We start from the raw sequence: 12164 nt of genomic DNA, 5'->3' as shown, positions 1-12164 counted from the left end.
TAGTGACTGCCAACACCGCCTGTGCTGATCGGGAGCGATGCGTCTCTTCATCGCTCCCCGTTTCACAACGCCGCTACCGCATCACAAGCATCCCGTTTCGTGCCCCTCTGCGATGCCAGTTCCAGTCCCGAAGCAAGCAGGCTAATCAGTGCCGGCAACTCGGTCAGTGACTCGACTGCACCAAACACGTAGTAATCAGGCCGAACGATCATTGCCTTCGCGCCGTGCCTCGCCAGGAAATCGCTGTACTTGCCGCTGACGTCGAACAGCACTCGACCGGCAACCACCTTGCTCTCGTCTCGAGTTATCCCAACGGTCTGCGCCCCGATGCTCGCAATCGTCGCAAGCGAATCGGCGTCGATCAGCATCTCCGGATCGGCATCGAGTGCGATGACGTGGAAACCGTTCTGCATCGCTTCGTCATAGCGCATCGTTTCGTTATCGTTTCGGATCTGGCCGTGCACACTCAACTGACCGGCAATGCCACCCGTTGCTGAGCTTTGATCCGCGCGGATCAGGCCGTCGGTCAGACCGGGGAACGGCGGAAGCGGCGGGACACGGCCGGACAGGTACGCCTCGTCGCGCTTTGCCGCTTCTGCCGGGTCGGAGATGCACACGAGACGTCCCATCGCAATGGACGCGTCGATGATCGCGCGCACCTGCGGGCGTCTTTCCGGGGTGTAGCCGTCAAAGAGATCGGGCGAAGCGATGCCCTTGAGAACCAGATCGAAACGCCAGGCGAGATTCCAAACGTCGCGCATGCCCGAACACAGACCCTGGCCCATGAATGGCGGCATTTGGTGCGCGGCGTCGCCGGCAAGCAAGACACGCCCTTTGCGCCAGTTTTTGGCAATCAACGAGCGGAACGTATAGACGGCATGTCGAACCAGGGTTGCCTGATCCGGCCTGACCCACGGCGAAAGCAGTTCCCACACTCTCTCCGTCTTCTGCATTTCGTCCAACGTTTCGTGCGGCAGGCGCATGAATTCCCAGCGCCGGTATCCGGGGCCACCGGGAACCATCGTCGTAGGGCGAGCCGGATTGCACCATTGGCCGATGTCAGGCACGTCGAGCGTGACGCCCTCGTTCGGTTTCAGGTCGATGACGAGCCAATCTTCCTGGAACCCCAAATCCTCGAATTCGATGTCGCTGGCTTTGCGCACAAAGCTGTTGGCTCCGTCCGCACCGACCACATAACGTGCCCGGACAATCCGCTTTTCATCCGTTGCTGCGAGTTTTCCGTTCTCCATGCCAATGCGCTGAAGAACCACTTCGCAGTATTCGGGAAGCTGACGCAGTTCCACGGCCTCCCACCCTTGATTGACGGAGATGGCGGGAATCGACTTCGCCTTTTGGTCGAGCAGTGCCTCAAGGTTCGGCTGATTGAAGAGATAGCAGTTCGGGCCATCACTGATCGATTCCGCAGACCAGTCGATTTCCACGAGCGTTTTCCAGTCGGCGTTGAACCACTGGTACGTGGCGGACGGTTGCGAGACTGCTTCGATCGCTTTGCCTATCCCCATCGCATGAAATACGCGCCGAATTTCATGATCGTGAACCACCGCGCGGGGCAGCGGATACAGCGACGGCCAACGGTCGAAAACCGCGACGTCATAACCGCGCTCGCCGAGCATGATGCTGAGGGATTGTCCGATTGGCCCGTAGCCGATCACGGCCACATCGTGAATTTTGTCTTCAAACATATTAGGATACCTAAATAAATATGTGCGACTCCCTGGCACCAAACATAGGCAGCCATACGGCACAAATCTAGAAATGAGATTGCTTAGCCTTGCGGCTTCACACCCGGGCGCTTATACCGGCGCCTCAGTGTTATGAATGAAATTCTGCGGAACCGGCGGTCCCCACAGATATAGCGAATCTTCGGGGGGGTAATCACCCGCGGGCCATTGATGCCCAGCGGTAACGAAATCGATGTCAGCCGAGTATTCGCAGAATGATCCCCATGGATCTTCGACGTAATGGAAATAATTCGATCCGAGGACGTGCCGGCCTGTGCCCCACCCTTTCGTATAACCAGCCGCCGCCATTTGCGACGCACCTTCGCCCACGACGTTGATGTTGTCCACGTCCCACGCCGAGTGATGCCAGCCGCGCGCGCTGCTCTTCGCGAATGCAACGAGATGGTGATCGCTGCCGTGCGGGGCATGAGTGAATGCAATCACATCGGCCGAGCGATCGGATAATCGAAGGCCCAAGGCCTTCGAGTAAAAATCGAGCGCACGCGAAACATCGGGCGTGAACAGAAGCAGATGTGACAAGCGTCGCGGCCGCACGCTCTGGGACGATGAACGGGTATGGGAGCCGCGCTCGTCGGCGGCGCAGACATCCACTTTGCTTGGCGATTTCGCCGACGGACTGGTTTTCGGTCCGACCTTCACCTGAATCAGGTTGCCGTCGGGATCGTGGAACCCGAAACCCTGCGCGTCGGGTACGTCGCTCGTTTCGATGGTCGCGCCAGCCGCTCGAACCTGGGCGCGCAGCCCCTCCAGATCCCCCTCGAAACAATTGAAGCTCAGCCACGCCAGACTTTTCTTCTCGGCGGGCAGCACACGTGCCCAGCGATGGCCGTCGGCAGCACGAAGCTCAAGCTCCGAACCCGTGGCCCCCACTCTCCTCACATTGAGTCCGAATGCACTGAAAAACCGCTCGGCCACGTCAACCGAGGGAACGTTAAGCGCGAAATGGTCTATCGAATGCACGGCCACGCCTGCGGAAATCACGCTATCCATGATTCGTCTCCTACCTCCGTGGAATTTGGCCCGGCTCTATGGCCGGGTACCCTGATCAAACGCTTCAGATTACCGCTTCGTCGGCAATGACGTTTCGCAGCGTGCCGATCTTCTCCACGGTCACTTCGCAAACGTCGCCGGCTTTCATCAACAGCTTGGGTGCACGTGCCCAGCCGATGCCGGCTGGCGTACCCGTCACGATCACATCCCCGGCCTCAAGCGTGATCGCCTCGCTAATGACGCTGATCAGCGTCGCCACATCGTAGATCATGTCGTTCGTGCTGGCCGACTGCACGACCTCACCGTTCAGGCGCGTCTCAAGTTTCAGTCCCTTGATGCCCGGTGGCAGTTCATCCGCCGTCACGAGATCCGGGCCGAATGCGCCAGTACCGTCGAAGTTCTTGCCAACCGTCCATTGCGGCGCCTTGAACTGGTATTCGCGTACCGAACCGTCGTTGAACACCGAATAGCCGAGCACATGCGAGAGCGCGTCAGCCTTGGCGATATGACGGCCACCCTCGCCGATCACGGCGGCAATTTCGCCCTCGAAGTCCAACCCCTCGGAGTCGGTTACGCGTGGACGGATCATCGGCTGCTCGTGCGCAATCAGACTCGTCGCGACACGGAAGAACAGTGTCGGATACTCAGGCTGCTTATACGGACTCTCGGCGGTGTGGTCCGCGTAGTTCAGACCCACGCAGATGATCTTTGGCGGACGACTCAGCGGCGGAAGGAATTTCAGTCCGGCCGGGTCCACATATTCCTCTTGCGAACCCTGGCTGTTGGCATAGGCCAGAAGATTCACCCCGCGCGCAAGCAGCGACTCCAACGTCTCTTCACCCAGCACCCGCACCTTATCGCCTTCGCGCACACCGAGCGCTGCCTTGCCGTTACGTTCGAAACTGACCAATCGCATATTTGTCTCCAATGACTCGCCGCAATAGGGATCTTCGGCGATGATTTGATGAATTTGTCAAAACGTATTTGGCTACGATTTGACAAAATCGTCAATACTAGGACTTACCCGATAAACCCGCGCTCAACAACGCGTACAATTCACCGATGGATACACCGACCAAGAACTATCAAAGCCGAGTTGGCGCGTTGCGCCGGGAGAAGACGCGCAACCGTTTGATCGAGAGCGCGCTCGCCGTGTTTGCCGGAAAAGGGCCGGACGCTGCGACGATTGAGGATTTCATTGCTGCCGCGGGTGTTGCGCGGGGCACGTTCTACAACTACTTCCAAACAACTGACGAATTGCTTGCCGCCGTCGCTGGCGAAACCAGTGACGAAGTCTTGGACGTCATCGATCCGGTCGTGCAGAACGAATCCGATCCTGCATGTCGCGTCGTAGTGGGTTCGCGGCTATATATGGGCATGGCCGCGCGTTATCCCATGTGGGGAGCATTCGTGACTCGGGTCGGTGCTCGGCGGGGATCGCGCGGGAGACTGCTTGATGAATATCTGACTCGAGACTTGCAAGCCGCAATCGCGAGCGGAAGATTCAAGGTCGGGGACATTACGGTGGCACGCGACATCGCCTTGGGATCGATCATGTACGGCATCGCCACATTGGTGTCCGGCGAGGCGCCTGCCGACTACACGGAGCAGGCAATGTTCGCGCTGTTGCAAGCGTTCGGTGTGAGCGCGCGGGAGGCACGCAAGATCGCTTGGGCACCGCTCGCCGAGTGTCGAGAGCCACGCGGCGTCATCTTTCAGAAAAATCGCGCGGAGGCCGCTTAAACCCAGCGAGCGCAGCCACGCTCCTCGTGGTGATTGTCGCTTGGGTGAGATTTCCGAGGGCTAAGGCGAAAAATCAAAACTGTCCGGTCTCCCGGCGTCTGGCGTGCGCGTGCTTGAGCGCGTTCATTGCCGCAACCGAATCCAGATCTCAATGGATGACGATGAAAAATGAGTCGGTAGCGGCCTGTCGCATCGCCTGTTCCGCAGGTGCGATGAGCCTCACCATTTCGCCGGAGCCGGCACCTCGCATGGCCCTTCAACGCCAACGCTCGTAAAATCCGCTGGCCCGACGACTTCCAGATATTCCATATCCGGCGAATAGTCGAAGAGAAAGTGACGGATGCCGGGGCGCTGGTGCACGCAATCGCCGGCTTCGACGAGCGTTTCCTCGTCCTCGTACATGAACTTGGCCCAGCCTTTGAGCATGTACACGATATGGAAGTCGGCGCCGTGGATATGCCATCCCGTCCCGGCCTCGGGTGCGCTGTTGGCGCGAACCAGATGGGCGATAACCTTGCCGCCGGTAGCGTCCGAAATACCGAGATCTCGGTACACGAAGAAGTCACGCAGCCCGCCGCTGACGAACGCGGTGTCGCCCGGCTTGATGTGAGAGAACTTGTTTTCGTTGCTGTTCATGATGTATGTCCCGGCTCGGAAGAAACTAGGGGTTAGGAAGATGGCGCCACGGAATCTTTCACAAACGTTCTGACATCGACGGACCCAGGCTCGTCAGCAAGGGTCCGGACTTACTGGTTAAGCGTTACTGCGCGGTCCAACCACCGTCGACGGCCCACGTTGCGCCGCGCACCTCGGACGCCAGCGGCGAGCAGAGCGTCAGGGCCACATTTCCGAGAGCTTCAGGTGTCACGAACTCCCCCGACGGCTGCTTTTCTCCCAGCAAGCGAGCACGCGCGTCGTCGGCAGACAAGTTGTCGCGCTTGGCCAGATCGTCGATCTGCTTCTGCACCAACGGTGTCAGCACAAAGCCAGGGCAAATGGCGTTGCACGTCACACCGGTTTTTGCTGTTTCCAGTGCCGTGACCTTCGTTAGTCCCACCAGCCCGTGCTTGGCCGCCACGTAGGCCGATTTGTTCGTGGAGCCGACCAGGCCATGCACCGATGCGATGTTGATAATCCGCCCCCAGTTCCGCTCACGCATGCCCGGAAGGGCGAGGCGCGTCGTATGGAAGGCCGAGCTGAGGTTGATCGCAATGATGTCGTCCCATTTGTCCGGATCGAAGGTCGCGATGGGGGAGACATGCTGAATGCCGGCATTGTTGACGAGAATGTCGACGCCGCCGAAGCGCGCTTGCGCGGCCGCAAACATCGCTTCGATCTCATGAGCGCTGCGCATATCCGCTGCATGGTGGATGACTTGTGCGCCAATCGATTCGATGGCCGAGACGGCAGCATCTGCATCGCCAAAGCCGTTGAGCACGAGGTTTGCGCCCGCGTGTGCGAGCACTTGGGCGATGCCCAGGCCGATGCCACTGGTCGAGCCGGTGACAAGCGCGGTTTTTCCCTTGAGAGTCGTCATGGTGTCGCCTGAAGAAAGCGTGAGGATCGAGTGCGCGCCTGTCATGTTCAAACCAGGCCAGTCGCGTAGTAGAGCGCGATGACGAAGAACACGGCCATCGTCTTGATGACGGTCACGGCGAAGATGTCCCGATACGATTCGCGATGCGTCAAGCCGGTGACGGCGAGCAGCGTGATGACGGCGCCGTTGTGCGGCAGTGTGTCCATGCCGCCGCTGGCCATCGCAACAACGCGATGCAGCACCTCGAGCGGAATGTGCATCTCCTGCGCGGCCTTGATGAAGGTATCGGACATCGCGGCAAGCGCAATGCTCATACCACCTGAAGCCGAGCCCGTAATGCCTGCAAGTGTCGAGACCGACACGGCAGCGTTGACGAGCGGATTGGGAATGCTCTTCAGGGCGTCTGCCACCACCAGAAAGCCCGGCAGCGCGGCGATGACACCGCCGAAACCGTACTCCGAAGCCGTATTGAGCGTGGCGAGCAACGCCCCGGAAACGGCGACCTTGGTGCCATTCGCGAATCGGTCGCGGACTTTACTGAAAGCCGTAATCAGTACCAGCAGGATACCGGTGAGCAACGCGCCTTCCACGGCCCAGATAGCGACCACGCTGTTGATCGAGACCGACAACGGCGCATGAAGCCCGGGAAGAAGGTCCGGGGTCACATCGAAGCGATCGCCATACCAATGCGGAATAGCCTTCGTGAGCGCATAGTTGACCACGCCGACGAGGATCAACGGCGTAATGGCCAGGAAAGGATTCGGCAAGTTGTCCGAATTCACGCGCTCGGGTTCATTGAGCAGCGAAGTGCCATAGCCTTCGCCATTGGCCGCGGCAACCCGGCGACGCCATTCGAGATAGGTCAGCCCGACCACGATGATGAAGAGCGCGCCGGCGATGCCGAGCACCGGTGCGGCCCACGCCGTGGTCTTGAAGAATGTGGTGGGGATGATGTTCTGGATTTGCGGCGTGCCCGGGAGCGAATCCATCGTGAAACTGAAAGCCCCTAACGCAATGGCGCCGGGCATCAACCGTTTCGGAATATTGCTCTGCCGGTAGAGTTCTGCCGCGAACGGATAGACGGCGAACACAACGACGAACAACGAAACGCCGCCGTAGGTGAGCAGCGCACACACCGCGACGATGACGGCATTGGCCCGTGTGCGTCCGATGTACTTGATCGCTGCCGCGACGATGGACTCCGAGAAGCCGGACAGTTCAATGACTTTGCCGAATACGGCGCCGAGCAGGAAGACGGGCAGATAGAGTTTGACGAAGCCGACCAGCTTCTCCATGAAGATGCCGGAAAAAACGGGGGCGACGGCTTCGGGGCTGGTCAGCAGGATAGCGCCCAGCGCAGCAATGGGGGCAAAGAGAATCACGCTATAGCCGCGATATGCGACCAACATCAGAAACGCCAGTGCGGCGAGCACGATGAGAAACGACATCTTGTCTCCAGTATGTTTGCCTGCACTTCGTTGTGCAGGTTGATGTTCTTAAGGCCGGCTGCCCATACGCAAAAAGTATGCCGTGATGGCTTAAGTCGTTGATCGGGAAGGACTCCGACATGGATTGCGGGCTTTACGCAGTCGGTCGGCCAAGGGGAAGCCGCAGTATGGCGGCGAAATGTCTCAATTTCGAGACAGTGGTGTGAGCGCCGCACCTGCCGTGGGACGAGTCATCAGGGAATATTCGCTGAGACCAGCATTTTCACTGATGGAGCGCATGTCTCGATTCGTGGAATAATCGTCTCGAAATGGAGACTGACGACAATTCCAATATGTACGAAGACGAAAAACCGGACCCGATTGCGTTGGGCGAACAACGTGGGTTGCTCTCCGACTATGCATTTGTTCGCAAGCAGGCGATGCAATCGCTGTTCGAGACGCTCGACACTTCCAGCGAAGGCACCGTTGTCGTGGATAGCGATGCGCGAATTGTCTGGATCAATCGGAGCTACGCTGAGCGATTTGGATTCACCAATCCGGACGCCGTGATCGGGCTCGATTGCGAAGTCGTGATTCCGAACAGCCTGATGCGCGAAGTCGTCACGACCGGCAGGCCAATCCTGCTCGATATTCTCGAGACGGGGCAGGAGCCTCTGGTGGTCACCCGGCTGCCGATCAAGGATTCGCACGGCAAGACGGTGGGCGCGGTGGGGTTCGCATTGTTCGATGAGTTGAAGGTGCTGACTCCCATGTTCAGCACGTACTCGCGACTGCAGTCGGAACTTCTCGCGACCCGTCAGTCGCTCGCACAGGCGAGGCGGGCAAAATACAGTTTTTCGAGTTTCGTCGGCACCAGCGCGGCAAGTCTGGAGACGAAGCGCCTCGGGCGCCGCGCAGCTCAGCTCGATTCGCCGGTGTTGCTGCTCGGTGAAACGGGCACCGGAAAGGAGTTGCTGGCGCACGCGATTCACGGCGCGTCTCCACGGGCCGACAAGCCGCTCGTCAGCGTCAATGTCGCCGCTATTCCCGACGCGTTGCTAGAAGTCGAATTCTTCGGCGCGGCAGCCGGTGCGTACACTGGCGCAGACCGGAAGGGGCGGACCGGCAAGTTCGAGTTGGCGCAGGGAGGAACGCTCTTCCTCGATGAAATCGGCGACATGCCGCTGCCGCTGCAAGGCAAGTTGCTACGCGTCTTGCAGGAGCGGGAGTTCGAGCCGATCGGCTCGAACCGCGTGGTGCAGATGGATGTGCGCATCATTGCCGCCACCTCGGCCGATTTGCCGACGCTCGTTGCGCAGGGGCGATTCCGTGCGGATTTGTACTATCGGCTCAATGTGCTGATGATTCGGGTGCCGCCGTTGCGCGACCGTCCGTCGGACATCGAAGCCATGTCCTATGCCATTCTGGACAGGCTGAGTTCGCAGCGCGACGCAGGTCATCTGGAACTGGACGAGGGGGCCGTCAAGCGACTCATGGCCTATCACTGGCCCGGCAATGTGCGAGAGCTTCAAAACACACTTGAGCGCGTCGCGTTGCTCTCCGAGAGCGAGCGCATCGATGCGCTCGCGCTGGCGCGCTTCATTGACGACGGGCGCGGTTCGACGAGCGAAGCCGGTGCACTGGATGTCGCCAAGGCCGCCGATGTGACCGAGGCGACACCTGCGGAGCGGGTGGTGGAGTGGAAACGATACGATGACGCGATGAAGGCGTTCGAGCGGCAATTCCTCACCGAGTCTCTGCGCGCCGCCGGCGGACGGGTGTCCGAGGCGGCTGCCCGGTTGGGCATGGGGCGAGCGACGTTGTACAAAAAGATGGCATTGCTCGGCATTGACCCGCTCACCTCCGAATAGTCCTACGACGGCGTGGCGTCATTTGCCTCCGCAGTCGGGCATAATCTGCTATCAAGTACATAGGTTACCGAATCGTTTGTATTTGCATTTTCGCGAACGCAAACGATTTCCATCCGTACTGCCTCTGGGAATTGGTGTCAGCGCCTATGTCGAATGCCGTGCCAACAATCAGGCTCAGAAGCTTTCTGCAAATGGCGCCCTATCTCGCCATGCGGGGGGTGTCGTCGCTGGAGTTTCTCCGGCGGCTCGGTATTTCGTCGGACTTCTTTCAAAACCCCGATATCTGGTTGCCACAGACGGCCTGCTTTCGTATCGGCAACGAAATGGCAGATATTACACAGGATCCATTCGGTGGCGCGTATGTAGGATTCCTGACAGAAATACGCTCACTCGGCGCATGGGGCGAGTCGATATTAGGTTCGGAAAACATTGCTCAGGCTTGTGCGATGGCTGCCTCCAATTCGGCCTTACTGCATCAAGGGGGCAAAGTGAAGATCGTCACCGAAGGCCGCACGACGAAACTGATTCATCAGTTCAGGGGGCCATGCGAAGCCGATCCCAAGCATTTCATCCTGGGTAGTCTTGCCGTGCTCAGGAAAATTCCCCTCATGTCCGGTGAGCCTTCCGCCATACGCGTACACATCAAAATGCCAAGAGCGAGAGGGGACGATGCCCTCGAAGAATGCCTGGGCCAGAACCTCGAAACGAGCGCGGAGTACAACATGATCGAGTTCGACCGCGATTTGCTCGACAGTCCCCTGCAACATACTCGGGATAATGCGAGGAAAATCACGGAAGCCATCAGATCGACACTTGAAACGGCAAACACACTCATCACGCGGATATCGGATCGGGATCAATCAAAACTTGCCACTATTTCAAGAAGCGTTGGGCTGTCTCCCCGAACGCTGCAACGCCGCCTCAATTATTGCGGTGTCGACTTCGATGCCTTACGTGACGAGACGCGTCGACTTGAGGCGCTCCAGCTAATTTCTCGCGGTAATTATTCCGCGACCGAAATTGCGTATATGGTCGGCTATAGCGATCAAGCACACTTTACTCGCGCCTTCAAACGCTGGACCGGGAGCATCCCGTCGCGCTATCGCTTCACCTCATAAATGGCAAGGCCCGCCCAAAGACGTCTCTCCGTCAATTAGGGCTAGAGACTCTGCGTCTTCGTTTTTGGCGCCAAATGGCAAGTTTCCATCGAGTCGTTCTTATATAGTCCGCAAGAACAGTTACGAGGCCAACTGGCTGTGCGGCGCGCGATCCATGCGCCATCCAATTATTTTTCTTATACAAATAGGAATGCGAACGAACGGCCTGACTGTCGGCGCGACGGCACGTTTCTGATCCCGCCCGTACGTCAGGTGGTTCACAACCCAGGGGTACACGTATGAAGATCACTCGTCGTTCTGTATTGTTAGGTGGATTGGGCTTGGCCGCCGGCTCCGCAATGACCCGGTCGGCGCTTGCCGCGCAGGGGGCCTTTGACGCTTCCGGCGACCGTTCCGAGGATTCCCAACTGGCGATCGATGCTTACGTCTTTGGGTACCCATTAGTGACGATGGAGATGACCCGGCGGATTATCTCCAATGTCTCCGAGATAGCGGGCTCGCGCGGACCGATGGGGCACATCATCAAGATGCGCAGCTATCCTGACGCAGCGTTCAGGGACGTCACAGCGCCGAACGCCGACACGCTCTACACAAACGCCTTCTTCGACGTTGGCAGCGAGCCATGGGTGCTCAGTATCCCCGATATGAAGGGGCGCTATTTCCTGATGCCAATGCTTGATGGCTGGACAACAGTATTCCAGGTTCCGGGTAAGCGCACGACGGGCACTGGCGCGCAGACGTATGCGATCACCGGTCCGGGCTGGAAAGGAACACTTCCCGAGGGCGTGAAAGAATACAAGTCGTCCACCAGTATCGTGTGGCTGCTTGGCCGTATCTATTGCACTGGAACACCGGAAGACTACGCCGAGGTCCACAGGCTGCAAGACGAGTTCAAGCTTGTTCCGCTCAGTGCCTATGGCAAGCCTTACACACCGCCGCCAGGCAAGGTCGACCCGTCAATCGACATGAAGACGGCGGTACGCGATCAGGTCAATCGCATGGATGCGGTGTCCTACTTCTCTCTGCTTTGTGAACTGATGAAGACGAACCCGCCGTCAGCTGCCGATGCGGCTCACGTCGCGCGATTCGCGCGCATCGGCATTGTCCCCGGCAAGCGCTTTGACGAGAGCAAGCTCAAAGGGGATTTCGTCAAGCGCGTTCCGGAGGTCGGGTTTAACAGGATCATGCAGCAATACAAGACGCTCAAGAACGAGAACGGTTGGTCGTACACGACCCGTACCGGCGTCTACGGCACCGATTACCTGACGCGGGCCCTCGTCACCGCCATCGGGCTCGGGGCAAACCGCCCGCAGGACGCGCTCTATCCGACCTCGAACCTGGATGTGAAGGGGCGAAAATACAACGGGTCGAACAAGTACGTCATGCATTTCCCCAAAGGCCGTTTGCCGCCTGTAGAGGGGTTCTGGTCGTTGACGATGTATGACGACGGCTACTTCTTCGTGAACAATGCGCTCAACCGATATGCGATCAGTGCGCGCCAAAATCTGCGGGTCAACGCAGACGGCTCGACCGATCTCTACATCCAGAAGGATTCGCCTGGTAAGGATAAGGAGTCGAACTGGCTTCCGGCGCCTCCCGGGGACTTCATTCTCATGTTGAGAATGTATTGGCCGAGCGAGACGGACCCGTCCATCATCAATGGAACATGGACCATTCCTGCCGCCCGGATGGTTAGCTGAGGGGGTATCGATCCC

The 12164-nt window shown here is 58.8% G+C and carries 10 protein-coding genes; 4 read left to right on the top strand and 6 right to left on the bottom strand.

Annotation, left to right across the window (positions count from 1 at the left end; translation table 11 throughout):
* Positions 1 to 62 precede the first annotated feature (62 nt).
* The 3 genes from C266_RS09420 to C266_RS09410 all read right to left on the bottom strand — a co-directional run bounded on the left by C266_RS09420 (position 63) and on the right by C266_RS09410 (position 3669).
* A complete protein-coding gene (locus C266_RS09420; protein ID WP_010808760.1) occupies positions 63 to 1703 on the bottom strand; it encodes a bifunctional 3-(3-hydroxy-phenyl)propionate/3-hydroxycinnamic acid hydroxylase in 1641 nt (546 codons plus the stop codon).
* Between the two features lie 111 nt (positions 1704 to 1814).
* On the bottom strand, positions 1815 to 2753 hold the full coding sequence (locus tag C266_RS09415; protein WP_010808759.1) for a VOC family protein: 939 nt from the start codon (positions 2751 to 2753) through the stop codon (positions 1815 to 1817).
* A gap of 64 nt (positions 2754 to 2817) precedes the next feature.
* Positions 2818 to 3669, bottom strand: a complete 852-nt coding sequence (locus tag C266_RS09410; RefSeq protein ID WP_010808758.1) for a fumarylacetoacetate hydrolase family protein — start codon at positions 3667 to 3669, stop codon at positions 2818 to 2820.
* A 215-nt stretch (positions 3670 to 3884) separates the two neighbouring features.
* Here C266_RS09410 and C266_RS09405 point away from each other — a divergent pair, with 215 nt between their 5' ends.
* Complete coding sequence (locus tag C266_RS09405; protein ID WP_246189919.1) at positions 3885 to 4496, top strand: TetR/AcrR family transcriptional regulator; 612 nt, start codon at positions 3885 to 3887, stop codon at positions 4494 to 4496.
* 219 nt (positions 4497 to 4715) lie between these two features.
* Here the strand turns inward: C266_RS09405 and C266_RS09400 are convergent, their stop codons facing one another.
* The 3 genes from C266_RS09400 to C266_RS09390 form a co-directional block, all read right to left on the bottom strand.
* Positions 4716 to 5132 (bottom strand): cupin domain-containing protein, encoded by a 417-nt coding sequence (locus C266_RS09400; protein WP_010808756.1) that lies wholly within the window; start codon positions 5130 to 5132, stop codon positions 4716 to 4718.
* 124 nt (positions 5133 to 5256) lie between these two features.
* Positions 5257 to 6033, bottom strand: a complete 777-nt coding sequence (locus C266_RS09395; RefSeq protein ID WP_010808755.1) for a 3-hydroxybutyrate dehydrogenase — start codon at positions 6031 to 6033, stop codon at positions 5257 to 5259.
* Positions 6034 to 6080: 47 nt separating this feature from the next.
* On the bottom strand, positions 6081 to 7481 hold the full coding sequence (locus C266_RS09390) for a GntP family permease (protein WP_010808754.1): 1401 nt from the start codon (positions 7479 to 7481) through the stop codon (positions 6081 to 6083).
* A gap of 419 nt (positions 7482 to 7900) precedes the next feature.
* Here C266_RS09390 and C266_RS09385 point away from each other — a divergent pair, with 419 nt between their 5' ends.
* The 3 genes from C266_RS09385 (at position 7901) to C266_RS09375 (ending at position 12149) form a co-directional block, all read left to right on the top strand.
* The gene (locus C266_RS09385; RefSeq protein WP_371257059.1) at positions 7901 to 9331 is read left to right on the top strand and encodes a sigma-54 interaction domain-containing protein; all 1431 of its coding nucleotides are present in this window, start codon (positions 7901 to 7903) and stop codon (positions 9329 to 9331) included.
* Between the two features lie 146 nt (positions 9332 to 9477).
* Complete coding sequence (locus C266_RS09380; RefSeq protein ID WP_036662298.1) at positions 9478 to 10449, top strand: AraC family transcriptional regulator; 972 nt, start codon at positions 9478 to 9480, stop codon at positions 10447 to 10449.
* A gap of 278 nt (positions 10450 to 10727) precedes the next feature.
* Positions 10728 to 12149, top strand: a complete 1422-nt coding sequence (locus C266_RS09375) for a DUF1254 domain-containing protein (RefSeq protein WP_036662296.1) — start codon at positions 10728 to 10730, stop codon at positions 12147 to 12149.
* Positions 12150 to 12164 lie beyond the last annotated feature (15 nt).

The sequence above is a fragment of the Pandoraea sp. SD6-2 genome (genome assembly GCF_000389825.1).
Taxonomy (GTDB): Bacteria; Pseudomonadota; Gammaproteobacteria; order Burkholderiales; family Burkholderiaceae; genus Pandoraea; species Pandoraea communis.
Note: the sequence above shows the minus strand (reverse complement) of the source record. Positions and strands in the feature narration are given on the sequence as shown.

Bases quoted from the DNA above. Each gene is read 5' to 3' on its own strand.
- C266_RS09420 (WP_010808760.1), bottom strand. From the start codon at position 1,703: ATGTTTGAAGACAAAATTCACGATGTGGCCGTGATCGGCTACGGGCCA.
- C266_RS09415 (WP_010808759.1), bottom strand. From the start codon at position 2,753: ATGGATAGCGTGATTTCCGCAGGCGTGGCCGTGCATTCGATAGACCAT.
- C266_RS09410 (WP_010808758.1), bottom strand. From the start codon at position 3,669: ATGCGATTGGTCAGTTTCGAACGTAACGGCAAGGCAGCGCTCGGTGTG.
- C266_RS09400 (WP_010808756.1), bottom strand. From the start codon at position 5,132: ATGAACAGCAACGAAAACAAGTTCTCTCACATCAAGCCGGGCGACACC.
- C266_RS09395 (WP_010808755.1), bottom strand. From the start codon at position 6,033: ATGACGACTCTCAAGGGAAAAACCGCGCTTGTCACCGGCTCGACCAGT.
- C266_RS09390 (WP_010808754.1), bottom strand. From the start codon at position 7,481: ATGTCGTTTCTCATCGTGCTCGCCGCACTGGCGTTTCTGATGTTGGTC.
- C266_RS09385 (WP_371257059.1), top strand. From the start codon at position 7,901: ATGCAATCGCTGTTCGAGACGCTCGACACTTCCAGCGAAGGCACCGTT.
- C266_RS09380 (WP_036662298.1), top strand. From the start codon at position 9,478: ATGTCGAATGCCGTGCCAACAATCAGGCTCAGAAGCTTTCTGCAAATG.
- C266_RS09375 (WP_036662296.1), top strand. From the start codon at position 10,728: ATGAAGATCACTCGTCGTTCTGTATTGTTAGGTGGATTGGGCTTGGCC.